We start from the raw sequence: 24,436 nt of genomic DNA on the forward strand, positions 1-24,436 counted from the left end.
TAATCGATGAAATTATTAGAATTTGAATTAAGATGACAATTTTAACCCATAGACCACGTCGTATGAGAAAACACGCACATACCCGTGAATTAATGCGTGAAAATACCCTCACAACGGATGATTTGATCTTTCCGATCTTTGTTATTGAAGGTGAAAATAAACGTGAAAGCATTGATTCTATGCCTGATATAGAGCGCCTCAGTATTGATCAATTATTAATTGAAGCTCAAGAATTAGTTGATTTAGGCATTCGAGCTGTTGCTTTATTTCCAGTCGTGCCCGAGGAAAAAAAATCATTGGATGCAAAAGAAGCTTTTAATCCGCAAGGTCTGGCCCAACGAGCTGTGCGTGCACTAAAAGCTCAATTTAGCGAATTAGCTGTCATTACTGATGTTGCACTTGATCCATTCACCACGCATGGACAAGACGGTCTCATTGATGAATCAGGCTATGTATTAAACGATGAAACGGTAGCAGTACTCGTCAAACAAGCATTGTCTCACGCTCAAGCGGGTGTGGATATTGTTGCACCCTCAGATATGATGGATGGGCGCATTGGTGCGATTCGTGACGCTCTGGAAGAAGACGGCTTTATTTATACCAATATTTTGTCTTATTCAGCCAAATATGCATCTCACTACTACGGCCCCTTTAGAGATGCAGTAGGTTCTGCAGCTAATTTAGGCGCTTCAAGTAAAGAAACTTACCAGATGGATCCAGCCAATTCTGACGAGGCTATTCGTGAAGTTGGCTTAGATATTGATGAAGGTGCTGATATGGTGATGATTAAACCAGGCCTGCCCTATCTAGATATTGTTTATCGCGTTAAGCAAACCTTTGGTATACCAACCTTTGCTTATCACGTTAGTGGCGAGTACGCACAAATTAAAGCAGCAAGCCAAAATGGCTGGATTGATGAAAAGAAAGTGACACTTGAAACACTACTTTCTTTTAAGCGTGCGGGTGCTGACGCAATCTTAACCTACTACGCCAAGCAAGCTGCTAAGTGGTTGAAATAACTAAGCTTATTTTAAATATTAAAATATAATAATATTCTTATATAGTTCTCAAATTAGTGTATAATGTGCGTCTAATTACACACCCAATTAATGAGAACTCATCATGGAAAACAAATCACTTTTTAGCACTATTATTTTAGCTTTTGCACTGATTGCAGGCTATTTCTTTTATAGTGAAAAACTAAACACCTTAGAACAAGAAGTTGTAGAAATCACGCAAGAGTACAATCATAAGTTAGAGGCTTTACAGCCAGTCAAATCAACAAATAACATGACTGAAAACTCGGCACTTGAAACGCTTAATAACCAGCTTATTAAAGCACAATCAGCCCTTAAAACTTCTCAAAAAAAGCTTTCTTTAGTGACTAGCAAAACCAGTGTTTTGGGTGATGAAATTTCACAAATTGGCGATGCGAGAGATCAGGTTAAAACGCTCAAGGGCTCTTTGCAATCAGTTGAGAAAAAGCTCAATATTTCTACGGAAAAACTTAGCTATCTTGAGCAAGTATTTGAAACTCAAAACAAAGCAACTGTTGAGCAAAACATTGCCAGAATTAAAGAACTTAAAGAGACTTCTAGTGGTATTGCAGTGACTGGATTAATCGTGCCAGCTATTGGCGTGGCGACATTGATCTCATACACAACTGAAGAAATTGATAACTATTGTGCCAATATTAAAAACACCATTGAGCTTGAAAATCAAGTGTTTGGTAAAGTGATTTCTCTAGATGGTACTATGCAAAAAAGCTACCACAACCAATGTGAAGTAAGCCTAAAAGATAAAATTAAAAAAGGCCTGAAAAAACTTCAAGCCCATTAAGATAACGTCTAAGCGATTCGATTATTAATTAGATCTACCACTACTTCTGGCTCTGCCAAAGTAGAGGTATCGCCCAAATTATCAAAGTCATTTTCTGCAATCTTTCTTAAGATTCGGCGCATAATTTTACCGCTACGTGTTTTTGGTAGGCCTGGTGCAAACTGGATTTTATCGACCGTTGCAATTGGACCAATCTCACTACGTACTAGCTTAACTAGCTCTGTTTTTAACGCATCGGTTGGTTCAACGCCACTCATAATAGAGACATAAGCATAGACGCCTTGTCCTTTAATATCGTGCGGATAACCTACTACTGCAGCTTCCGAAACACTCTCATGCAAGACTAGTGCTGATTCAATTTCAGCTGTGCCTAGACGATGTCCAGAGATATTTAAAACGTCATCAACTCGCCCAGTAATCCAGTAATAGCCATCTGCATCACGCTTCACACCATCACCTGCAAAATATTTGCCTGGGAAGGTTGAAAAATAAGCCTCCATAAAGCGCTCATGATTATTGTAAAGTGTACGCATTTGCCCCGGCCAAGATCTGGCTAGTACCAAAATACCTTCAGCCTCACCTTCCAGAATATCGCCTTTCTCGTTAACAACTTGTGGCTCAATACCAAAGAAAGGTTTACTGGCTGATCCAGGTTTTAAAGCAGTAGCATAAGGTAATGGCAGAATCATATGACCGCCTGTTTCTGTTTGCCACCAAGTGTCCACAACAGGACATCTAGACTGGCCAATAGTATGGTAGTACCATTCCCAAGCCTCTGGGTTAATTGGCTCTCCAACTGTACCCAAAATACGCAAACTAGAACGATCAGTTTTTTCAACAAACTCATCACCCGCACCCATAAGTGCACGAATAGCAGTTGGCGCTGTATAGAAGGTATTAACCTGATGTTTATCAATCACCTGCCAGAAACGTGAAGCATCTGGATAGGTAGGAATACCTTCAAACATAAGCGTTGTTGCACCATTGGCCAACGGACCATACACAATATAAGAGTGGCCCGTTACCCAGCCCACATCAGCCGTACACCAGTAAATATCGCCTTCTTGATAATCAAATGCATATTTATGTGTCATCGCTGCATACAGCAAATAGCCACCTGAAGTGTGTAGAACACCTTTAGGCTTGCCAGTAGATCCAGAGGTGTAAAGAATAAACAATGGCGTCTCTGCATCAAACGATTCGCAAGGACATTCGCTTGGCACATCTTCTACTAAATCATGGTACCAAACATCCTTATCACCCCACTCAACCGAGCCTTTGGTATTTTGCACGACCACAACTTTACTGATGCAATCGCAACCTTCAATAGCCAAATCAACATTTGCTTTAAGTGCTGTCGATCTACCGCCTCGCAAACCTTCGTCAGCTGTGATCACAATCTTGCACTCAGAGTCTAGAATTCTGTCTTTTAGCGCTTCAGGTGAAAACCCGCCAAATACAACCGAGTGAATAGCACCAATACGTGCACACGCCAACATCGCGTAAGCAGACTCTAAAATCATCGGCATGTAAATACAAACTCGGTCGCCTTTTTTGATACCTAAATTCTTTAAGCCATTAGCAAGCTTTGCCACTTCATCGTGTAATTGCTGGTAAGTCACTTTTTGACTCACATTAGGATCATCACCCTCCCAGATAATAGCTGTTTGCTTAGCTCTATGAGGTAGATGTCTATCAATACAATTATAGGCGACGTTTAATTCGCCACCCTTAAACCACTCTATTTTTCCTTGAGTGTAATCCACATTAGAAACTTCATTCCAGTCCTTATCCCACTGCAAGAATTCTTTTGCCTGGGTTGCCCAAAATTCATCGGCATTATTAATCGAGTCGTTATACATTGACTCATATTTTTGCTCATCACATAAAGGGGTTTTGTCTGACTGGATAATTGGATACATAATAATAGCTAATTCAATAAATTAAATTAATAATACCTAAAAACTAATTTTCCAGAAAGTTATTTACGACATCAGGTCTTTTAATTCTATCGAGTGAGAGTCGCCCATATGACTCACTTGTGCCAAAAATAATTCAGCCGTTGAGATGGCATCTTGCATGGCATTATGGGCTTTATATCTTGGCAGATTGTATTTCTCTCTTAAAGAAAACAAACGCAAACCTTCTGACTGAATGTAGCCTTTGGTATTCATCATTTTTTTAGTCTCTATTTTTAAAGTGTCCAACATCACCATAGGTAGGCAGTTAATTTTGTATAATTTTTGACAAGCGCAATTAATAAATCTTCTCTCAATATTGTCAAAATGTGCAATTACCACTCTATTACGCATTTCACTAAACAGTTGATCCATAGCATCATTCAAGCCTACTCCTTGGCTTAAATCATCATCAGTTAACTGATGAATACTCACATTTTCTTCGGTTAATGACTGCTTTGGGTTAATGAGTAAATGCCGACTTGAGGCAGCCAACAAATGCAAATCTTTAATGATGGTATACCCCATGCTAATAATTTTTTCTTTAGCGGGGCTCAATCCAGTTGTTTCAAAATCAAGCACTAAAAATTCAATATCTTTAATAGGTGTTTTTTTATCGATCAAAGGCTTGAGTAAATATTGCCTAAGTGCAGGTGATAAATTAGACCTCGATAACAATGTTTTTTGGTAATACTTAGGGAATAAGTAATAGGCCAATTTTTTCATAATATGGATGTTTGATACTGAGAACTCATAGCTGATTGCATATTAGACACAATATCAAACGCATCTTTCAGGTGCTTCTGATCCAAAGAAGATATCTCTTTAGTGGGAACAAAATTATCAATAGATTGTCCATTTTTTATTTGCCTAGATTGATGCTCAATTCGAACCAAGTTAATAAATTTATAAGCCTCAATCAGGTCATTGGCGCCAGAACTGCTAAGTGCACTAACATCCATCAATTCTCTTAATCTATCTTGGGTGTTAATCGCCCTAACTCCCTGTGATAATGCATAAACTCGAGCAAAATCAACAATGGGAACCACACCCTTTCTTTTTAAATCCAAGGTTTTTTTATCCGCACCATGACGATCTACAATAAAATTTCTAAAAAATCCTAAAGGCGGTGTATAGTGCTCAGCGTTATGTGCCATATGTGTTTGAAAAATGGTATTTTTTTTCGTTTTTCTTAAAACACTTGGTAGCAAATTATCCAGTAGCTCAGAGCTGCCATAAATACACTTCAAGTCAAAGAAAATACTAGCGTACATCAGTGCTTTTGGATCGGGGCTTGATATCCAGCTATTAAAATAGGAGCGCCAAACAGAAATACGCTGTCGCCATTTAGGATTAGTTGCCATAACCTCGCCCGGACAATAGACATAACCACACTCGTTAAGACCATCACTCACATAATTAGTCAGTTTAGAAAAATACTCTCCATGTAATTTTTCATCATAATCATCTGACAAAATAAGTAAATTATCCTGGTCGGTATGTGCAATTTGTTCAGATCTTGCAAGAGAGCCCGCTACCACCCACGCATAAGCAACAGGTGCAGGACCTAACAAGGCCTCTGCTTGCTTTAATAACTGCTGATTAATAGAGCGACCCACCGAACTGATTGAGTAAGTAATATCGTGCTCATCCATGTTGGATTCAAAGCTATGCTGCAATAAAAGCGGCACTTGCTCAGATATTTTCTTTAAATCTTCAACCGTCTCAGAAACTAGCACTTCATTAATGAGAAAAACCACATTATGACTTTGCTTTCTTAACAAGTCAGCCGCAGTAATCACGCCTACCACCTGATTATTTTTCACAATAGGTAAATGCCTAATATGTGAATTTGCCATCAATAACATTGCTTCAACGCCACTTTTATAATGCGCAATCGAGATTGGATTGGTAGTCATAATATCACTAACCGGGGATGTGATATCTAACCCAGTGGCCGCTACCTTGGTGCAAAAAGCCCTGTCAGTCACAATACCTTTCAATACATTGTCATCTGTCACCACAACCGAGGTCACATTTTTACTACTCATGAGTTGAGCAACATCACGAATACTGGTGCTAGAATCAATAGTATAGGCATCGTTTGCTCGTGACATAGAAAGTACTGAATTATCAAGCAGACTATTCTGCTTAGCAATATTTTGCACCTTAATGCTAGACTCTAACCCGGCATCAATAAAGAAATGATGGACGTTGCTCTGCTCTGAAAATAACTCAAAAAATAGTTTTTTAGGTATTTTGTAAAACAGCGTATCTTCTTGGCAACTATGCGAATACAAAACCAATTGAGCACTATAACCAAACCACTGCCTTTCACCCAGAATAGAAAACAACTGCTCATTTTCATCCTCGATTAGGACAGCACCCTTGCGCACCAAATATAAAAAATCTGGCTTAAGGGTTAGAATGTGCTTTCTTTTTCTATAGCCAATTTGTATTTCCTTAACTAAAGACGCAAGCTGCAAAGAGGTAGCACTATCAAGTGGTAGTGTCGATTTAAGAAAATCAATAACTTCTAGCTCTTCAATATCCATGGCTTAATAGTCCTTATCCTGATAAGTAAAAATAGCGGGCACTTCTGCATAAAAGACACTACCACTAACAGAAATCACAAACTGTAAATAGTCAGATTTTTTAACATCAACCAAAGAACTTTGCCATAGTTGATTACCTGGCTTTACTAGACTCATAGACTCTGGCTGAGAGTGAGCACCCTGCTCGCTAACCAAAGCAAAACTAACTTCTTGCAAAGGGGTTTCAGACTGCAAGCGAAAATGATTTTGTCCGTATTGTTGAGTATCAGAAGTTACTAACAATTCCAAATCGCCATTCACCAAATCACAATGGCCACTTTCCCAGCGACAATTTGGCTTGGCAAGCATTTTATACAATTGACCGTCTTTGGCCTTATGAGGGACTTCAGCCACATAGTAATCGACTGCAAAATAACTCATAATCGCCAAGATAGGGGCGACAATCATTGATGTAATAACGTGTTTATTTTTAAAAAACATAATTCCTTTATTTTAAATAAAAAAACACCCGGCATTGCCGGGTGTCAAAGTAAAAAACTTAAAAAGTTTTTTTAGTTAGATGCTGGAACACGAATGTTCTCAACCATCTGCTCAACCTCTGCAGGTACTTTAGCTGTACGACTCATTACAAAGAACGCAACAGCGAAGTTAACCACGGCACCAATAGCACCGAACGCATTAGGCTCAATACCTAAGAACCAGTTCGGATCCATATCACCTAAGAAAGACGTTGATTTAACAAACATGATGCCCTTGTGCTGGAATACATATAACAATGTAATACCAATACCTGACAGCATACCTGCAATTGCACCTTCTTTGTTCATCTTCTTAGAGAAGATACCCATCATCAGTGCAGGGAAGATACTAGATGCTGCTAGACCAAAGGCTAGTGCAACCGTACCTGCGGCAAAATCCGGAGGATTAAAGCCGTAGTAACCTGCAATTAAGATAGCACCAATCATTGAGATTCTAGAATATCTAAGCTCTTCCTTCTCAGTGATATTAGGTCTCCACACACCTTTTAACAAGTCATGTGAAATCGAAGACGCAATCGCTAATAATAAACCAGCCGCTGTTGATAATGCTGCTGCTAAACCACCGGCTGCAACAATTGCAATCACCCAGTTCGGCAAGCCAGCGATCTCAGGATTCGCAAGAACCATGATATCTCTATCAACTTTTACCATTTCATTCGTTTTCTTATCACCTGTGTATGAAATCAAGCCATCGTTATTCTTATCTTCAAACTTTAACAAACCAGTCGTTTCCCAGTTTTTAAACCAAGATGGACGATCAGCATATGCTAAGTTTTGCTCAGCGTTAGGCTGATCAATCGTTTGCATTAAGTTTAATCTTGCCATTGCTGCAACTGCTGGAGCCGTTGTGTAAAGTAGCGCAATAAATACTAAAGCCCAACCTGCAGACTCACGTGCTGCTTTCACTGAAGATACAGTGAAGAATCTCATGATTACGTGAGGAAGACCCGCAGTACCAATCATTAGAGATAGCGTGTAAACAAACATGTTTGTTGTGCTTAATCTAGCCTGTGTCGTGTACTCAGCAAAACCAAGTTGTGTAACCACTTGATCGAGCTTATCTAATAGATACGTACCATCTGCCATTTCACTACCTAAGCCTAACTGAGGAATTGGATTGCCTGTTAGCATGAATGAAATAAAGATTGCTGGAATTGTATAAGCAATAATCATAATCACGTATTGTGCGATTTGCGTGTATGTAATACCTTTCATACCACCCATAGTTGCATAGAAAGCAACAATCACCATACCTGATACTAAGCCTGTCTCATAATCCACTTCTAGGAATCTTGAGAATGCCACACCGATACCCTTCATTTGACCAATTACATAAGTAACTGACGCAATGATTAAACAAATTACCGCAACAACACGTGCAGTTTTTGAGTAGTAACGATCAGAGATAAACTCTGGCACTGTAAATGCACCATGCTTCCTTAAGTAAGGCGCAAGTAACATTGCTAGTAGTACATAACCACCTGTCCAACCCATTAAGAATACTGAACCGCCGTATCCATAAAATGCGATTAAACCCGCCATTGAGATGAATGACGCTGCACTCATCCAGTCTGCCGCTGTCGCCATGCCGTTTGCAACAGGATGAATACCACCACCTGCAACATAAAACTCTTTGGTCGATCCGGCTCTTGCCCAGAAGGCAATACCTATGTAGAGCGCAAAAGTTACGCCTACAAATAAAAACGTTAATGTTTGTAAATCCATATTTTTCTCCCCTTATCTATTTTTCGTCAACGCCAAACTCTTTGTCGATTTTTCCCATGCTTTTCGCATAGTAAAAGACTAAGATTACGAACGTATAAATTGAACCTTGTTGTGCAAACCAAAATCCTAGTTTATATCCGCCCATTCTGACAGTATTTAAAACATCTACTAGCACAATGCCAAATAGATATGAAACCACAAACCAGATTGATAAACATTTCACAATTAGTGCAATGTTAGCTTTCCAGTAGCTATTGTTGTTGCCGGCCATTTAGACTCCCCTTTTTGATTAAATCACTGAAAAATGATACACACTTTACCTGGGTGAAATAAACTATCATCATTCCTTAATATAGCTTTCTAGAAAGATACATTTAAGTCTTGAAAAATATCCAATAAATAGTGTTAGTCTTTGAGTAATTTTGTTAGCAAAGTGGTTAGTAGCGCTAGTTCTCGCTTAGATAGCTTAGACTCAAAGAACTGTTTGGACATGTACTGAACCTGAGGGTAATATTTTTCAATAAAGCCAATTCCTAGCTTAGTTAGTCTAACAATTTTGCTTCTTTTATCCGTTGGGTTGGCATCTCTAACAATATAGCCTTTAGACTCCAGCTTAATCAAGACCTTGGTTAGACCTCCTGAAGAGACCATGAGTGAGCTAGACAATAATGAAGGTGTTAATCGGTGCGGATAAGGGAAAGATCTGAGTAGTACCATCACTTCCAGCTCAAATACAGAGAGATTAAACTGCTCACAAACCGCCTCTACCAATAAGTTAAATTGAGAAGATGCTCGACCTAAATTAAGCACGACCATGGCTAGATTGACATCTATATCAGGCCAATTTTCATGGAAGCGAATCTCTGTATTTTCAACCTTAATCATCTTATATTGACTCTAACAGTCATTTAAAAAATAAAATTTTTGGGTCATGACAACTTAAGCGACTCTTTTCTAAACATTCCAAGCAAAACTTTATAAATATTTTGCTTGCGATTATTAAATCTAAATTCGCATTCTTTTAAGTGTAAATTAAACATACTTTTATCCATTCCTTTAAACTTTACCAATCTATTTTTAGCATAACCCCAGAATGATTCAATTCCATTAATATGTGAATTACCTCTGGCAAATTCATTCTTACTATGATGCACTCTAAAGTGCTTCTTATAACCAAAATCTACAAACCCATTATACCCGCGCCATCCATCTGAATGAATAACGCTATCAATACTAGTCTTACCCTTGATAATCCTTTGCAGGGTGGCGCTACTACAGTCTGGAACTATTTCAGTGTACACTTGATCGCCACGTTTCAATAAACCAAATACTATTGTTTTACCCCTGGCACCACGGCCGCGTTTTCCGCGGACGCGCCGTGCGCCAAAATAACTTTCGTCAACTTCAATCTGACCCACTAAAGGATCAGATTGAAGCAAAGATAACTCTAAAATTCTAAGTCTAATAGCAGTTAAATATTTGTTAATTGTTTGCCTGCTTAAACTTGTTAAATGAGAGATTTGAGTTGCACTCAAATCCTCAGAAAACAACAAAATTATTTGCCTAAATTTGGCCTCTGAAATACGTGAACGAATCACATACTTGTTTTTTACTTTCATGACGGTACTTTAACAGGTTTTTAAACATGCTTAAGTTGTCATGACCCAAATTTTTAAATGAATAATACCTAAAAATGAATAATATCTAGGAATGATTCGCCTTAAGGTATTAAACTAACAAGTGTTTAGATGATACGATGTTAAGCCGAAAATGGGCAGTTAGTCGCGTGCCATTTGGTATTTATTGCAGAAAATTACAACGCTATTGTTTTTTTATAAAGCTTGTTGAATCTCATCCAAAATAGCCGGATCGTCAATGGTTGATGGAATGACATAATCTTCACCATCTACCAATTGTCGTAGTGTTTTTCTTAGAATTTTTCCAGAACGTGTTTTAGGCAATCTTTCAACAATAACAGTGTCTTTGTAACATGCTACAGCGCCAATTTTATCTCGCATTAATTGAACCAATGCACGCTTAATGTCTGCTTGATCTGTTTCGACACCTGATTTTAAAATAGCAAAACCTAATGGCATTTGCCCTTTCAACTCATCACTTCTACCAATAACAGCACATTCTGCTACTGCAGGATGTGTGGCAATAATTTCTTCCATCTCGCCCGTAGACAGCCTGTGACCTGAAACATTAATCACATCGTCAGTACGTCCCATAACAAATAAATAGCCATCATCATCAATATAACCACCATCACCACTGACATAAAAACCGGGGAAAGTTTCTAAATAGCTCGCTTTAAATCGATTAAGATCTCCCCATACACTGGTTAAACAACTAGGAGGCAAAGGCAGCTTAATAGCAATATTACCTTGCTGATTAGCCGCAACTTCCTGACCATTGTCATCCAAAATATGCACATCAAATCCTGGCACAGGTACGGTTGAAGAACCTGGCTTAACAGGCATTTTTTCAATGCCTCGCATATTAGCAGAAATCGCCCAACCTGTTTCTGTTTGCCACCAATGATCAATGACTGGCAATTTAAATTGCTCATTAAGCCATTCATAAGTCGGTGGATCTAGGCGCTCACCAGCAGCAAACAAAGTTTCCAAAGAAGACAGATCGTATTGCTTGATAGATTCACCCTTGGGATCTTCTTTTTTAATCGCTCTAAATGCAGTTGGTGCAGTAAACAATGCCTTTACCTTATACTCAGAAACCACTCGCCAAAAAGCACCCGCATCAGGTGTCATAATCGGTTTTCCTTCAAAAAATACCGTAGTACAGCCTTGCAATAATGGTGCGTATACAATATAGGAATGCCCTACTACCCAGCCTACATCAGAAGCAGACCAAAAAACCTCACCCGGATTCATATCATAAATAGCATCCATACTATATTTCATTGCCACCGCATGTCCACCATTTTCGCGCACCACGCCCTTGGGTTTGCCCGTAGTTCCAGAAGTGTACAAAATATAAAGTAAATCAGATCCTTTAACAGGTGTGCACTGCACTGGCTGGGCTTTACTAACAACTTTTACCCAATCCAGATCACCCTCTTGAGAAAGCTCAGATGTTGCTTCAGGGCGTTGGTATACAACGACATTTTTTGGCGTATGTTCAGCAATCTTGATTGCATTGTCAATTAATGGCTTGTACTCAATAATGCGCTTTATTTCAACACCACAAGAGGCGCTCAAAATGACTTTTGGCTTAGCGTCATCAATTCTAAGAGCTAGCTCAGGTGCAGCAAAGCCACCAAAAACCACCGAATGAATTGCACCAATACGAGCACAAGCCAACATAGCAACCGCCGCCTGAGGAATCATCGGCATATAAACAATCACACGATCACCTTTTCCCACCCCCAGATCTTTTAACATACCTGCAGTTTGTGCTACTTCATCACGCAATTCACGGTAAGTGTAAGTCTTTTTTGTATCTGTAACTGGTGAATCATAGATCAAGGCTGCTTGATCAGCACGGCCGTTTTCAACATGATAATCAAGCGCCATATAAGCTGTATTCATTTCACCATCCGCAAACCAGTGATGAATACCGTGTTCATCCTGAGTTAAAACCTTTTGTGGCGATTTAAACCATTCAAGCGCTTCTGATTTTTCTTTCCAGAAGTCTTCTGGATTGTTTTTTGATGCGTTTAATTCTTGTTGATAGCTCATGTTAAATCTCCTATTATTGAACATTGCCCGGAATATAAACCGAACCTTTCATTAAAACTCTAGCACTACGACTCATAACCACTTTATTCACAACCCAATCCTCTTTATTCTTCACCGCCTCTGCGCCCACTTTTAGAGTGCCAGATGGATGCCCAAAGGTAGCTGATTTACGCACACCACCACCCGCTGCAAGGTTGACCAGTGTTCCAGGAATAACGGCGGCTGTGCCAATAGCGACAGCAGCAGTACCCATCATTGCGTGGTGCAATAGCCCCATGGATAAAGCGCGAACATTCAAATCAATATCACCTGCATTGATCTCTTTACCACTAGAAGAGGTGTAGCTTTTTGCTTGACCCACAAAAGCAACTTTGGGGGTATGTTGACGACTAGCCGCTTCTTCAATACTATCTATCAAACCCATTTTTAACGCGCCATAGCTGCGAATAGTTTCAAACATTGTTAGTGCATTTTTATCGCCATTAATGTCAGCCTGAAGCTCTGCAGCAGTGTAATCGATTGCCTCAGCATTTAAGAAAATTGTTGGAATACCTGCATTAATCATAGTCACCTTAAAGGTGCCAAACCCTGGAACTTCTAGATCATCCACTAAATTTCCAGTTGGAAACATAGCATCAGAAGAATCCACAGGACTAATAAATTCTACTTGTACTTCTGCTGCTGGAAAAGTTACCCCATCTAATTCAAAATCACCAGTTTCTTGAACTTCACCATTCGTTACAGGCACTTGAGCAATAATAGTTTTTTGGATATTTTTCTGCCAAATACGAATAGTGGCAATCCCATTTTCAGGAATACGATTTGCATCAACCAAGCCATTACTGATTGCAAAAGAGCCAACTGCAGCTGTTAGATTGCCACAATTACCACTCCAATCTACAAAAGGCTTATCAATAGATACCTGACCAAAGAGATAATCAACATCATGGTCTGATTTTGAACTTTTCGAAACAATAACAGTTTTGCTAGTGCTGGAAGTTGCACCTCCCATGCCGTCTGTTTGTTTTTTGTATGGATCAGGACTACCAATAACTCGAAGCAACATCGCATCACGTGCAGGGCCTGCAACCTTGCATGCTTCGGGCAAGTCTTCTAAATTAAAGAAAACACCTTTACTGGTACCGCCACGCATATACGTAGCAGGAATTTGAATTTGAGGTGCAAAAGTCATTATGAATTTTCCTCTAAAAAATCTTGAGCAAAGCGTTGTAGCACGCCACCAGCTGAATAAACATGCACTTCTGCTGCCGTATCTAAACGACACTTAACAGGGATATTAACCAATTCGCCATTAGCACGAGTCATCTTCACAGTTAGATCCGATCCTGGTGCAATCTCACCTTCAACATCAAAGGTTTCACTGCCATCAATACTATAAGTTACCCGTGTTTCACCTTTAATAAACTCAAGTGGCAGAACACCCATACCCACCAAGTTAGTACGATGAATACGCTCAAAACCTTCGGCAATAATTGTTTCAACACCTGCTAGACGAACACCTTTAGCCGCCCAATCACGAGATGAGCCTTGGCCGTAGTCAGCACCTGCAACAATAATAAGAGGTTGTGCGCGCTGCATATAAGTTTCAATCGCTTCCCACATGCGCATTTCTTGGCCTTCTGGCTCAACACGAGTGAGTGACCCTTGTTTAATCTCCCCTGTTTTTCCATCAGCGCCATCACGGCACATTTCATTCAATAATTTAGGATTGGCAAATGTTGCACGTTGCGCTGTTAAATGATCGCCACGATGCGTTGCATAAGAGTTAAAGTCTTCTTCTGGTAAGCCCATTTTGTGCAAATAAGCACCTGCAGCGCTTTCTAACATAATCGCATTTGATGGAGATAAATGATCCGTGGTGATATTGTCACCCAATACAGCAAGAGGCCTCATACTCTTCATAGTGCGTTCACCTGCTAGCGCGCCCTCCCAATAAGGCGGGCGAGTTATGTAAGTGCTTTTATCATCCCAGTTGTATAAAGGACTCTTTGCTTCTTGTATAGTGCCAAGATCAAACATTGGATTATAAATTTGTTGAAACATTTCTGGTTTAACACTGGTTTTTACAATTTCATCAATTTCTGCGTCTGTAGGCCAAATATCCTTTAATGTAATTGGATTGCCGTCTTTATCATTACCTAGGCTATCTTGCTCGATGTCAAAACGCATAGTGCCTGCAATTGCATAAGCAACAACCAGTGGTGGTGATGCTAAAAATGCCTGCTTAGCATAAGGATGAATGCGGCCATCAAAGTTACGATTGCCAGAAAGAACCGCAGTTGCATATAAATCACGCTCAATAATTTCATCTCGAATAACAGGATCAAGTGCGCCAGACATGCCGTTACAAGTCGTGCAGGCAAACCCTACAATACCAAAACCAAGTGCTTCAAGCTCGCTCAATAAACCCGCCTCTTTTAGGTACAGTTCAGCAACTTTTGAGCCTGGCGCAAACGAAGTCTTAACCCAAGGCTTTCGAACCAAGCCAAGCTCATTTGCCTTGCGTGCAACCAAACCAGCAGCAACAACATTGCGTGGATTAGAAGTGTTGGTACAAGAGGTAATGGCGGCAATAATAACAGCGCCGTCAGGCATTCTGCCTTTAGCTTCTTCAGCCTGAGCCTTATCAAGCTCTTTTGCGATGCCACTTGATGTAAGGTTGGCAGTTGCCAATCGACGGTGAGGGTTTGATGGGCCAGCCATATTGCGCCCAACCGATGATAGATCAAACGTTAGTACACGCTGGTATTGAGCATCAACTAGATCATCCACCCAAAGACCTGTTTCTTTTGCATACTGCTCAACTAAAGCCACCTGTTCAGGTTCACGACCCGTTAGCTTTAAATAGTCAATGGTTTGCTCATCAATGTAGAACAAACCTGCGGAAGCGCCATACTCAGGCGTCATATTAGAGATAGTTGCACGATCTCCAATGGTTAAGCTTTTAGCACCCTCGCCAAAGAATTCAAGATAAGCCGACACCACTTTCTGATTACGTAAAAACTCAGTGATCGCTAATACCACGTCAGTGGCAGTAATACCCTCTTGACGCTTACCCGTTAGCTTAACACCAATAATATTCGGCAGACGCATCATAGATGGCAAGCCTAGCATAACCGTTTCCGCCTCTAATCCGCCCACACCAATTGCCATGACACCAAGCGCATCAACGTGTGGCGTGTGTGAATCAGTGCCCACACAAGTATCAGGAAATGCAACGCCTTCACGTGTTTGAATAACGGGCGACATTTTTTCCAAATTAATCTGATGCATGATGCCATTACCCGCAGGAATAACATCAACATTTTGAAAAGAAGTTTTGCACCATTCAATAAATTCAAAACGATCTTTATTGCGACGATCTTCAATAGCACGGTTTTTGGCAAATGCATCTGCATCAAAACCAGGTGCCTCTACCGCAAGTGAATGGTCAACAATTAATTGAGTTGGAACGACTGGATTAACCTTAGAAGGGTCTCCACCTTGATCTGCAATTGCATCACGCAAACCTGCCAAGTCAACTAACGCTGTTTGTCCTAAAATATCATGACAAACAACACGAGCAGGATACCAAGGGAAATCTAAATCTTGCTTGCTATAGATAAGTTGTTTCAACGAATCCGTCAGCATATCTGGCTGACAACGGCGAACCAATTGTTCAGCAAGAATACGGGAAGTATAAGGCAGCCTGGCATAAGACCCAGAATCAATCGCTTCAACTGCTTGGCGCGTATCAAAGTAATCTAAATTTGTACCCTCAAGCTGCTTACGGTAATTTGTATTCATAAATCCTTTTATTATTAGTTGGATTAATAGTTATTTATCCACGATCGGCCAAAGGCACAAAGTCAAGATTCTCAGGGCCAATGTAGTTAGCTGATGGGCGAATTATTTTGCCGTCTTGACGCTGCTCAATCACGTGAGCACCCCAGCCTGTTGTTCTAGCAATAACAAAGAGTGGCGTAAACATAGCTGTTGGAACACCCATTTGCTCATAAGAAACAGCCGAAAACCAATCTAGATTTGGAAACATTTTCTTTTCATCCATCATCACAGATTCAATACGCTCGGCCACTTTAAACATAGTCATATTGCCATTAGATTCAGACAGTTGTTTGGCGACGCGTTTGATAACCTCATTACGTGGGTCAGAAACGGTGTAAACAGGATGGCCAAAGCCAATAATAATTTCTTTTTTAGCCATGCGTTCACGAATATCTGTCTCAGCTTCATCCGCATTGTTATAGCGTTTTTGAATGTCAGAAGCCACTTCATTTGCACCACCATGCTTTGGTCCGCGTAATGCGCCAATAGCACCGGTAATACAAGAATGGATGTCTGATTCAGTGCCAGCGATAACGCGACCTGCGAAAGTTGAGGCATTAAACTCATGCTCAGCATAAAGTATTAACGAAACATGCATGGCTTTTACCCATTCTTTAGAAGGCGACTCACCATGAAGCATATGCAAAAAATGTCCGCCAATTGAGTCATCATCAGTTTGCGTTTCAATACGCTTGCCATTATGACTAAAATGGTACCAATAAAGCAGCATTGAGCCAAAACTAGCCATTAGACGATCTAAAGCAGCTCGCGTTTCCGCTTCAGGATGATCGTCCTTTTCTGTCATACAAGTACCCATAGCTGAACAACCTGTACGCATCACATCCATTGGATGTGCTGATGGCGGAATATTCTCTAAAATAGTTTTGACAGCAGTTGGTAATCCGCGCATACCTCTTAACTTATCTTTATAAAATTTAAGCTGCGAAGCATTAGGTAATGTGCCGTGAATAATAAGGTGTGCAATTTCTTCAAATTCAGCTTTTTCTGCAAATTCAAGAATATCGTAGCCACGATAATGCAAGTCATTGCCGGTGCGGCCTACTGTACATACCGCAGTATTTCCTGCTGGCGTACCTGAAAGGGCAACTGATTTTTTCGGCTTAAATCCGGGTGTCGCTTGATTGATCTCACTCATTGTTATTTCTCCTCACTTGCAAATAGTTGGTCTAATTTTTGTTCGTATTCGTGATACCCTAGAAAGTCATACAACTCCATGCGAGTTTGCATTGTGTCAACCACATTATTCTGATGACCATCGGCTTTAATATGCTCATAGACATTTAGCGCTGCTTTGCTCATAGCACGAAATGCACTTAAAGGGTACAGTTGCAGTTTGACACCAACAGCCGCAAGCTCTTCAGATGAGAACAAAGGTGTTGCGCCAAATTCAGTAATATTGGCTAATACAGGCACATCGACCGCCTGAACAAACTCCTCGTATTGCTTTAAGGTATTAATAGCTTCTGGAAAGATCATATCGGCGCCAGCTTCCACGCAAGCAACTGCACGATCAATAGCAGATTGCATGCCTTCAACCGCTAGCGCATCTGTGCGTGCCATAATCACAAAATCCGCATCTGTTTTTGCATCAACAGCAGATTTGACACGATCAACCATTTCTTGTTGGCTAATAATCGCCTTATTAGGACGATGACCACAACGCTTTTGCATAACCTGATCTTCAATATGAACAGCGCCCGCACCCGCACGAGTAAACTCGCGCACACACCTGGCGATATTAAAAGAGCCGCCCCAGCCTGTATCAATATCAACCAATAAAGGCAACTCAGTAGCATCAGTAATGCGATAAGCATCCTCCAAGACATCCTTCATAGTGGTAATACCAAGATCTGGAATACCCATTGAACAAGCAGCAACCCCGCCACCTGAAAGGTATATAGCCTGGTGGCCCACTTTTTCTGCCATAATTGCCGAATAGGCATTAACTGCACCAACGACCTGTAATGGATTGTTATCTTCTACCGCTTGACGAAACGCATTGCCTGCACTCATATTCATTCCTTGTTTTCTTCTTGATTTAATAAATTTTCTACCATTTTCCACGCACCACTAATATGTCTACGCATTAATATCTCTGCTAGCTCAGGATCTCGATTATTAACAGCATCAACAATTGCATAATGATCATGCAAAGCGGGCTCTACTCGAAAGGGCATTTGACTGGTGCGATGACGGCACATTCTTAGTACTTGATACAATTTATTATTCAAATAATCGATCAGCCATTGATTTTGACATTTGGAAAAAATATAATAATGAAAATCCAAATCCCCTTCCTTTTGAAAATAACGCTGCCCTTCTGAGCGCTTGATAGAGCTCTCATGCTTTTCTAATAATCGATATAAATTATCAATATCGGCTTGAGACATGGCAATACATGCCAATCGTGTTGCAAACCCTTCCATAGCTTCGCGCATCTGATAAACATCTCGCATCATAGTGCTATCTAGCGTGATCACTCTAGAGCCAGAGTGTGGACGACGATCTACCAGATGAATAGATTCCAGCTTTTGCAAAGCTTCGCGCAATGGTCCACGACTAATATGATACGATTTAGCCAAGTCGGCCTCGCCTATTTTTTGCCCTTGAGGGATGACGCCAGTAATGATATCTTCTTTGATCTGCTCAAAGACATGTTCGGAAAGCGTATCCTGTTTGCTAGCTTGTAAAGAATTAATACTCATATTGTTAACAATATTTCAAATAAAAACTAAATTAAGCAAAATTCTACTAAGTTTAGTAATTATTGTCAACAATAATAAAATAAAAAATCACCATTTGAAAAAACGGGCAAAAAAAAATGACGCATAAGCGTCATTTTTATCCAATCTATAAAAGCTTTAAATCATTCTTTAGTATCAGTGACTTCAGTTACCTCATCTACACCCTCGTCAACAGCAGATGTCGATAATTCCGCTTCAATCTCTTGAGTCGTTTGTGCATCGTTCGCCTTTTGCTGTGCTGTTAGCTCTTCTTCCATAGCGTACTCTTCAGTTAAGATCGACGCATTAATAAGACCTGCTTCAATTTCTCTAAGCGCAACCACTGTTGGCTTATCTTTACCAACATCTAAAGTTGATCTATGACCGCCTGAGCTCAACTGGTGGGCACGTTTTGCAGCAACCAACACTAGCTCAAAACGATTATCTACAAAATCCAAACACTCTTCAACAGTTACTCTTGCCATAATACTCTCTAACTTTTAGTTATGATAAAATCAATCAATTTTACACGAAAATTAACGAACGCAATATTTTATGGAAAGACTAATTGTTTTAGATACTGAAACCACCGGCATCGAACCTTCTGAAGGGCATCGTATTATTGAAATCGGCTGCACTGAAATCGTTGACCGAGAAATTACTGAGAATAATGAATACCATCAATACGTCCAGCCTGAACGTAACGTTGGCGATTCGGTACGAATTCATGGTATTACTGATAAATTTCTAACAGGAAAGCCTAAATTTGAAGAAATTGTTAGTGAGTTTATGGACTACATTAAAGGCGCTACATTGGTCATTCACAACGCCCCATTTGACTTAGGATTTCTTAATCATGAACTTAAATTATTTGGATCTGATGAGCGCATTGAAGATCAATGTACGATTATCGACTCATTAGAACTCTCTAAACAACAGCGTCCGGGTACACTTCACAACCTAGATTCTTTATGTCGTCGCTTTGAAATTGACGCCAGTGCTCGAACCGTACACGGTGCACTACTCGATGCGCAAATTCTGGCACAGGTTTATCTAGCCATGACAGGCGGACAATCTACTTTATTTAGCAGCGAACAATCCTCTGATGGACAAGATCAGAAAAATCAGAAGATTATTCGAGTCAAGCGTGACATTGGCACCATTAAAGTAGTTGAGGCCAATGCACAAGAGCTTGAAGCGCACCAGAATTATTTTTCACAAACGTAATGATTAAGGATTTTTTATGAATTACCAAGATTTACGAGAATTTATCTCTGAGCTTGAAAAGCGCGGAGAACTAAAACGCATTACAACTGAAGTAGATGCTCATTTAGAAATTACTGAGATTTGTCGTCGCACCTTAGACCAACAAGGACCAGCACTCTTGTTTGAAAATGTTAAAGGCTCCAGTATCCCTGTTTTGGCTAATTTATTTGGCACTACCGGTCGTGTGGCTAGCGCTATGGGTCAAGAAGATTTAGCAGCACTTAGAGAATTGGGAAAGCTTTTAGCGGAACTCAAACAACCGGAACCACCCAAAGGTTTAAAAGACGCTATTGAAAAACTCCCAACACTCAAAAAAGTCTTAAACATGCCGGTTAAAACTGTCAAAAAAGGTTTGTGTCAAGAGGTTATTATTGAAGGTGATGAAGTAGATTTATCTCAGCTACCTATTCAAACTTGCTGGCCAGGCGATGTTGCACCGCTCATTACCTGGGGGCTAACCATCACTAAAGGCCCTTTGAAAAAACGTCAAAATCTAGGTATTTATCGTCAACAAGTCATTGGTAAAAACAAGCTTATTATGCGCTGGCTATCGCATCGCGGTGGTGCGCTGGACTTTAAAGATTGGTGTGAAAAATACCCAGGAAAGCCTTATCCAGTAGCGGTTGCTATTGGCGCTGACCCGGCCACCACGCTTGCTGCCGTAACCCCTATTCCTGACAATTTGAGTGAATACGCATTTGCCGGATTATTACGCGGCAAAAAAACCAAAGTATGTACCTGTATTGGCAACGATTTACAAGTACCTGAAAATGCTGAAATTATCTTAGAAGGTGTTATTCATCCAGACGAGATGGCAGATGAGGGGCCATATGGTGATCACACGGGTTATTATAATGAAGTGGAACGCTTTCCAGTATTTACGGTAGAGCGCATCACCCATCGCAAAAATCCAATTTATCATTCTACCTATACGGGTAAGCCAATTGATGAGCCAGCAATATTAGGCGTTGCGCTTAATGAAGTATTTGTACCTTTATTACAGCAACAATATCCAGAAATTACTGATTTTTACCTACCACCAGAAGCTTGTTCTTATCGAATGGCTGTGGTCAGTATTAAAAAGCAATATCCCGGTCATGCTAAGCGCGTAATGATGGGCGTCTGGTCATTCCTACGTCAATTCATGTACACCAAATTTGTGATTATTGTCGATGATGATATTGATGTAAAAGATTGGAAAGAGGTTATTTGGGCCATGACCACACGTGTTGATCCAACGCGTGACACCACGCTGATTGACAACACACCAATTGATTATCTTGATTTTGCCTCGCCCATTTCCGGCCTAGGCTCAAAGATGGGTATTGATGCCACCAACAAACTTCCAGGGGAGACCGATCGAGAGTGGGGCACGCCAATTGTGATGGATAGTGACGTCATTCAAAGAGTGGATGATATCTGGTCAGATTTAAAGATTGATTAATTATAAAAAATCCTAAATTTAGCTATTTACATTTCAACTTAACAAAGTATAATTCTTTTCTTTCGGAGTGTAGCGCAGCTTGGTAGCGTATCTGGTTTGGGACCAGGTGGTCGAAGGTTCAAATCCTTTCACTCCGACCATATTATTAATTTGCTCATAAACCTCTACAAATCTTTATAGATTTCAACAGAGAGGCACCTATTTCAGGTTTATGCGCCCTTAGCTCAGCTGGATAGAGCAACGGCCTTCTAAGCCGTAGGCCTCAGGTTCGAATCCTGAAGGGCGCACCAAGTTTATGGCGGGAATAGCTCAGTTGGTAGAGCCCCGGATTGTGATTCCGGTTGTCGCGGGTTCAAACCCCGTTTCTCGCCCCACTACACACCCTATTGCGATAGGGTTTAGTTAAATTTTTACCTGTTTCAATGACAACATTTTGACAACATGTAAAAATTTTTCTCCCTTTCTTCCTTTTTTTAAGCTTAAAAATAAGAGGTAGAATTGTGCGTTAATTTCAGTGAGAAATTTCTACAGATGGTGCAAATTTAAGGACATCATCAAGATGATTTGGAGATAAGTGAGCATATCTCATTGTCATTTTTAAATCGCTATGACCTGATATTCGTTGCAAAGTCAAAATATCTCCACCATTCATAATAAAATGACTGGCAAATGTATGTCGCAAAATATGAGTATTCTGCCCTACCGTTTTTTTAATTTTGACTTTCTTAAAGCATTTAGCAAAAAATTTACTATCCGCCTGATCTAATGGGAAATTTAATGTTTCATTCAATTCTTTATTAATTGGGATGTATCTATTTTTGCCACTCTTGGTATTAAAAAGATTGATTTTTCCATTTTTCAAATGTTCTGGCTGTAATCCTTTGGCTTCACCCCATCTGGTTCCACAGGTTAAGCATATTAGGCTTGCTTGATAAGTAGGCTCATGTTGTCTTAACTCTGTAAATAAATCTTGAATGTCGTCATTCTCGAGATACGACAGCTCACGTTCAGGAATTTTAATTTGCCTTATGTCTACTAGTGGGTTCTCATAGTTAATTTCATTGAGTCTTTTCAATTCATTAAAAATACTAGATAGATAGGTTTACTCATTATTTGCAGTTTTTGGTTTAATTTTTTTCAGTCTTCTAGCTCTATGGTGACTAAAGTCTTGCGCTGTTAAATTTTTAGCAACTGGATTTCCTAGTGCTTCAATGGTATGTTGCAATAACCCTACTCTACCTTGTCCATCCTTTAGTGTTTGCCCGTGAAGATCATACCAAATATCAACAAGCTGCGACAAGGTACGATTATCTTGCCTGTCACCCTGCCACGGCTTACCAGCATCCAGCTCATTTAAATAATGACGCTCATATCTTTGAGCCTCAATTCTTGTTTTAAAGGTTCGCCTATGACGCTTACCTCTGCTTAAAGATATATCAGCACAAAAAGTACCATTTGAATTTTTTCTAATCATTTTATCGCCCCATCACTAAAATTCAACAATATGATATTTAGTTGACCTTCCTCCACCAGTAGATTTTAAAATACCTTTACTTGCAAGATCTATCAAGTCTCTTGCTGCAGTTATATCAGTAGCACTCACTAAATTTTTGTATTTTTTCCTAGATATACCATCATTAAAATCTTCAGTTTCCAATAATCTACCAACCAATTTTATTTGTCTATCATTCATACTAATATGACGATATCGATCCCAAAACAAAGTTGTGCTTCTGATTTTATTGAGCTTATGCATGCTACTTTGCGCCGCCAAACTCACTTGCTCCAAAAACCAGACAATCCATTGAGTAATATCTAGCTCACCTTTTTGGCATTTTTCTAAAACTTCATAGTACTGTTTTTTATTTTTCTCTATCTCAGTTGATAATGAATAAAGCCTAATATCAGTATTCTCGGCATCTGCAAGACAGCGCTCTGCAATCATTCTAGAAAAACGTCCATTACCATCATCAAATGGATGAATAGTGACAAAGTAAAATTTTGCAATAGCTGCTTTAATATAACCAGAATTAATATTGTCAGATTGCAGCCAATTTAGGAATACATTCATTTCATCATTGATACATTGACGGTCAAGGCATGGCGCTTCAAAATGAATCTGCTCTTTGCCAAATCTACCTGAAATTACTCTCATTTGCGTGTTGCGATAATTGCCAATAATTAAATCATCAAGAATTGGCTTATCAAGAAACATCATCCCATGCCATTTAAATAGGTCATTTTCTGTTAAGGTGTTTGACGAACTTCTAATAGATTCAAGTAAAACATCAATAAAAGCCTCAGAATTTCTAGATATCTGCCCCACCTTGCCGATACCTAACCGATTGGCAATGCTTGAACGTACAGAGTCTCGATCAAGAATTTCACCTTCAATTTTTGCACTTGATAACGCCTCATCTAGTAATGATTTAGATTCTAATGCAAGTTTTTTATCCTGATCTAGTTCATTAGCCAATAGCATTAATGGAGAAACGTGACTGATTACCTCGGACAGAGCTGACATGACTATTTCAGCATCATATTCAAAATTTGGCCAATTGCCTTGTTGCCATATCCACATACTGTTACCTCATTAATGAAATAATTAAAGTTATAATAATATCATAAAATGATATGAATAATTATTTAATCGTGTCACCCTACTTTATTATTTTCATCCTTTGTCTTCTCCTTCATATGAGGATCAACCTGAGGCATTGTTTCAGAATCTCCGGTCATAATCCATGACATGTATTCAAACCCCGTTTCTCGCCCCACATTTTAAAAAAAAGGCCTTGCGGCCTTTTTTTTATCTCTAA

General features: G+C 39.7%; 21 protein-coding genes, 3 tRNA genes and 1 pseudogene. 7 read left to right on the forward strand and 18 right to left on the reverse strand.

Annotation, left to right across the window (positions count from 1 at the left end; translation table 11 throughout):
• Positions 1 to 32: 32 nt before the first annotated feature.
• Both hemB and SP60_RS00830 read left to right on the forward strand, forming a co-directional pair.
• Entirely contained in the window at positions 33 to 1,019 is a 987-nt protein-coding gene (hemB, locus tag SP60_RS00825) for a porphobilinogen synthase (RefSeq protein WP_053950838.1), read from the forward strand.
• 103 nt (positions 1,020 to 1,122) lie between these two features.
• Positions 1,123 to 1,839: a hypothetical protein gene (locus SP60_RS00830; protein ID WP_053950839.1), complete on the forward strand. Its 717-nt coding sequence runs from the start codon at positions 1,123 to 1,125 to the stop codon at positions 1,837 to 1,839.
• A gap of 8 nt (positions 1,840 to 1,847) precedes the next feature.
• Here SP60_RS00830 and acs read toward each other — a convergent pair whose 3' ends face one another.
• The 15 genes from acs to rpoZ all read right to left on the reverse strand — a co-directional run bounded on the left by acs (position 1,848) and on the right by rpoZ (position 19,392).
• Positions 1,848 to 3,761 carry an acetate--CoA ligase gene (gene acs, locus SP60_RS00835; protein WP_053950840.1) on the reverse strand — a complete coding sequence of 638 codons (1,914 nt, stop codon included), beginning with the start codon at positions 3,759 to 3,761 and terminating at the stop codon, positions 1,848 to 1,850.
• Between the two features lie 63 nt (positions 3,762 to 3,824).
• A complete protein-coding gene (locus SP60_RS00840; RefSeq protein ID WP_053950841.1) occupies positions 3,825 to 4,523 on the reverse strand; it encodes an exonuclease domain-containing protein in 699 nt (232 codons plus the stop codon).
• Positions 4,520 to 6,352, reverse strand: coding sequence for a putative nucleotidyltransferase substrate binding domain-containing protein (locus SP60_RS00845; RefSeq protein ID WP_053950842.1), 1,833 nt, complete (start codon positions 6,350 to 6,352; stop codon positions 4,520 to 4,522). The genes SP60_RS00840 and SP60_RS00845 overlap by 4 nt, the downstream gene beginning before the upstream one ends.
• A 3-nt stretch (positions 6,353 to 6,355) precedes the next feature.
• Complete coding sequence (locus SP60_RS00850; RefSeq protein WP_053950843.1) at positions 6,356 to 6,832, reverse strand: hypothetical protein; 477 nt, start codon at positions 6,830 to 6,832, stop codon at positions 6,356 to 6,358.
• Positions 6,833 to 6,903: 71 nt separating this feature from the next.
• The gene (locus SP60_RS00855; RefSeq protein WP_053950844.1) at positions 6,904 to 8,616 is read right to left on the reverse strand and encodes a sodium:solute symporter family protein; all 1,713 of its coding nucleotides are present in this window, start codon (positions 8,614 to 8,616) and stop codon (positions 6,904 to 6,906) included.
• 16 nt (positions 8,617 to 8,632) lie between these two features.
• Positions 8,633 to 8,887 (reverse strand): DUF4212 domain-containing protein, encoded by a 255-nt coding sequence (locus SP60_RS00860; RefSeq protein ID WP_053950845.1) that lies wholly within the window; start codon positions 8,885 to 8,887, stop codon positions 8,633 to 8,635.
• 134 nt (positions 8,888 to 9,021) lie between these two features.
• The gene (locus SP60_RS00865; protein ID WP_053950846.1) at positions 9,022 to 9,501 is read right to left on the reverse strand and encodes a MarR family winged helix-turn-helix transcriptional regulator; all 480 of its coding nucleotides are present in this window, start codon (positions 9,499 to 9,501) and stop codon (positions 9,022 to 9,024) included.
• A gap of 44 nt (positions 9,502 to 9,545) precedes the next feature.
• Complete coding sequence (locus SP60_RS00870) at positions 9,546 to 10,235, reverse strand: IS1595 family transposase (protein ID WP_053950847.1); 690 nt, start codon at positions 10,233 to 10,235, stop codon at positions 9,546 to 9,548.
• Positions 10,236 to 10,448: 213 nt separating this feature from the next.
• Positions 10,449 to 12,317: a propionyl-CoA synthetase gene (locus tag SP60_RS00875; protein WP_053950848.1), complete on the reverse strand. Its 1,869-nt coding sequence runs from the start codon at positions 12,315 to 12,317 to the stop codon at positions 10,449 to 10,451.
• A gap of 13 nt (positions 12,318 to 12,330) precedes the next feature.
• Positions 12,331 to 13,509, reverse strand: a complete 1,179-nt coding sequence (gene prpF / locus SP60_RS00880; protein ID WP_053950849.1) for a 2-methylaconitate cis-trans isomerase PrpF — start codon at positions 13,507 to 13,509, stop codon at positions 12,331 to 12,333.
• The gene (gene acnD / locus SP60_RS00885; protein ID WP_053950850.1) at positions 13,509 to 16,124 is read right to left on the reverse strand and encodes a Fe/S-dependent 2-methylisocitrate dehydratase AcnD; all 2,616 of its coding nucleotides are present in this window, start codon (positions 16,122 to 16,124) and stop codon (positions 13,509 to 13,511) included. The genes prpF and acnD overlap by 1 nt, the downstream gene beginning before the upstream one ends.
• A gap of 34 nt (positions 16,125 to 16,158) precedes the next feature.
• Positions 16,159 to 17,319 (reverse strand): bifunctional 2-methylcitrate synthase/citrate synthase, encoded by a 1,161-nt coding sequence (gene prpC, locus SP60_RS00890; protein WP_053950851.1) that lies wholly within the window; start codon positions 17,317 to 17,319, stop codon positions 16,159 to 16,161.
• 2 nt (positions 17,320 to 17,321) lie between these two features.
• Positions 17,322 to 18,197 carry a methylisocitrate lyase gene (prpB, locus tag SP60_RS00895; protein ID WP_053950852.1) on the reverse strand — a complete coding sequence of 292 codons (876 nt, stop codon included), beginning with the start codon at positions 18,195 to 18,197 and terminating at the stop codon, positions 17,322 to 17,324.
• 2 nt (positions 18,198 to 18,199) lie between these two features.
• Positions 18,200 to 18,889 carry a GntR family transcriptional regulator gene (locus SP60_RS00900; RefSeq protein WP_053950853.1) on the reverse strand — a complete coding sequence of 230 codons (690 nt, stop codon included), beginning with the start codon at positions 18,887 to 18,889 and terminating at the stop codon, positions 18,200 to 18,202.
• A gap of 161 nt (positions 18,890 to 19,050) precedes the next feature.
• Positions 19,051 to 19,392 (reverse strand): DNA-directed RNA polymerase subunit omega, encoded by a 342-nt coding sequence (gene rpoZ, locus SP60_RS00905; protein ID WP_053950854.1) that lies wholly within the window; start codon positions 19,390 to 19,392, stop codon positions 19,051 to 19,053.
• 70 nt (positions 19,393 to 19,462) lie between these two features.
• On the opposite strand from rpoZ, the gene dnaQ reads away from it, so the two are divergent.
• The 5 genes from dnaQ to SP60_RS00930 all read left to right on the forward strand — a co-directional run bounded on the left by dnaQ (position 19,463) and on the right by SP60_RS00930 (position 21,991).
• Entirely contained in the window at positions 19,463 to 20,134 is a 672-nt protein-coding gene (gene dnaQ / locus SP60_RS00910; RefSeq protein WP_053950855.1) for a DNA polymerase III subunit epsilon, read from the forward strand.
• A gap of 16 nt (positions 20,135 to 20,150) precedes the next feature.
• Positions 20,151 to 21,617 carry a 4-hydroxy-3-polyprenylbenzoate decarboxylase gene (gene ubiD, locus SP60_RS00915; RefSeq protein WP_053950856.1) on the forward strand — a complete coding sequence of 489 codons (1,467 nt, stop codon included), beginning with the start codon at positions 20,151 to 20,153 and terminating at the stop codon, positions 21,615 to 21,617.
• Between the two features lie 63 nt (positions 21,618 to 21,680).
• A tRNA-Pro gene (locus SP60_RS00920) sits at positions 21,681 to 21,757 on the forward strand.
• A gap of 73 nt (positions 21,758 to 21,830) precedes the next feature.
• Positions 21,831 to 21,907, forward strand: a tRNA-Arg gene (locus SP60_RS00925).
• A gap of 8 nt (positions 21,908 to 21,915) precedes the next feature.
• A tRNA-His gene (locus SP60_RS00930) sits at positions 21,916 to 21,991 on the forward strand.
• A 137-nt stretch (positions 21,992 to 22,128) separates the two neighbouring features.
• On the opposite strand, the gene SP60_RS00935 is transcribed toward SP60_RS00930, so the two are convergent.
• The 3 genes and pseudogenes from SP60_RS00935 to SP60_RS00945 form a co-directional block, all read right to left on the reverse strand.
• Complete coding sequence (locus SP60_RS00935) at positions 22,129 to 22,647, reverse strand: tyrosine-type recombinase/integrase (protein ID WP_470249858.1); 519 nt, start codon at positions 22,645 to 22,647, stop codon at positions 22,129 to 22,131.
• Positions 22,645 to 23,091, reverse strand: a pseudogene (locus SP60_RS00940) (phage integrase); the annotation flags it as partial. The pseudogene SP60_RS00940 and the gene SP60_RS00935, both read right to left, overlap by 3 nt.
• Positions 23,092 to 23,106: 15 nt before the next feature.
• On the reverse strand, positions 23,107 to 24,198 hold the full coding sequence (locus SP60_RS00945; RefSeq protein ID WP_053950859.1) for a Fic family protein: 1,092 nt from the start codon (positions 24,196 to 24,198) through the stop codon (positions 23,107 to 23,109).
• Positions 24,199 to 24,436 lie beyond the last annotated feature (238 nt).

Source organism: Candidatus Thioglobus autotrophicus, from assembly GCF_001293165.1.
Taxonomy (GTDB): Bacteria; Pseudomonadota; Gammaproteobacteria; order PS1; family Pseudothioglobaceae; genus Thioglobus_A; species Thioglobus_A autotrophicus.

What these genes read in the sequence shown, in the direction of transcription:
- hemB (WP_053950838.1), top strand. Translation starts at nt 33, where the DNA reads ATGACAATTTTAACCCATAGACCACGTCGTATGAGAAAACACGCACAT.
- SP60_RS00830 (WP_053950839.1), top strand. Translation starts at nt 1,123, where the DNA reads ATGGAAAACAAATCACTTTTTAGCACTATTATTTTAGCTTTTGCACTG.
- acs (WP_053950840.1), bottom strand. Translation starts at nt 3,761, where the DNA reads ATGTATCCAATTATCCAGTCAGACAAAACCCCTTTATGTGATGAGCAA.
- SP60_RS00840 (WP_053950841.1), bottom strand. Translation starts at nt 4,523, where the DNA reads ATGAAAAAATTGGCCTATTACTTATTCCCTAAGTATTACCAAAAAACA.
- SP60_RS00845 (WP_053950842.1), bottom strand. Translation starts at nt 6,352, where the DNA reads ATGGATATTGAAGAGCTAGAAGTTATTGATTTTCTTAAATCGACACTA.
- SP60_RS00850 (WP_053950843.1), bottom strand. Translation starts at nt 6,832, where the DNA reads ATGTTTTTTAAAAATAAACACGTTATTACATCAATGATTGTCGCCCCT.
- SP60_RS00855 (WP_053950844.1), bottom strand. Translation starts at nt 8,616, where the DNA reads ATGGATTTACAAACATTAACGTTTTTATTTGTAGGCGTAACTTTTGCG.
- SP60_RS00860 (WP_053950845.1), bottom strand. Translation starts at nt 8,887, where the DNA reads ATGGCCGGCAACAACAATAGCTACTGGAAAGCTAACATTGCACTAATT.
- SP60_RS00865 (WP_053950846.1), bottom strand. Translation starts at nt 9,501, where the DNA reads ATGATTAAGGTTGAAAATACAGAGATTCGCTTCCATGAAAATTGGCCT.
- SP60_RS00870 (WP_053950847.1), bottom strand. Translation starts at nt 10,235, where the DNA reads ATGAAAGTAAAAAACAAGTATGTGATTCGTTCACGTATTTCAGAGGCC.
- SP60_RS00875 (WP_053950848.1), bottom strand. Translation starts at nt 12,317, where the DNA reads ATGAGCTATCAACAAGAATTAAACGCATCAAAAAACAATCCAGAAGAC.
- prpF (WP_053950849.1), bottom strand. Translation starts at nt 13,509, where the DNA reads ATGACTTTTGCACCTCAAATTCAAATTCCTGCTACGTATATGCGTGGC.
- acnD (WP_053950850.1), bottom strand. Translation starts at nt 16,124, where the DNA reads ATGAATACAAATTACCGTAAGCAGCTTGAGGGTACAAATTTAGATTAC.
- prpC (WP_053950851.1), bottom strand. Translation starts at nt 17,319, where the DNA reads ATGAGTGAGATCAATCAAGCGACACCCGGATTTAAGCCGAAAAAATCA.
- prpB (WP_053950852.1), bottom strand. Translation starts at nt 18,197, where the DNA reads ATGAGTGCAGGCAATGCGTTTCGTCAAGCGGTAGAAGATAACAATCCA.
- SP60_RS00900 (WP_053950853.1), bottom strand. Translation starts at nt 18,889, where the DNA reads ATGAGTATTAATTCTTTACAAGCTAGCAAACAGGATACGCTTTCCGAA.
- rpoZ (WP_053950854.1), bottom strand. Translation starts at nt 19,392, where the DNA reads ATGGCAAGAGTAACTGTTGAAGAGTGTTTGGATTTTGTAGATAATCGT.
- dnaQ (WP_053950855.1), top strand. Translation starts at nt 19,463, where the DNA reads ATGGAAAGACTAATTGTTTTAGATACTGAAACCACCGGCATCGAACCT.
- ubiD (WP_053950856.1), top strand. Translation starts at nt 20,151, where the DNA reads ATGAATTACCAAGATTTACGAGAATTTATCTCTGAGCTTGAAAAGCGC.
- SP60_RS00945 (WP_053950859.1), bottom strand. Translation starts at nt 24,198, where the DNA reads ATGTGGATATGGCAACAAGGCAATTGGCCAAATTTTGAATATGATGCT.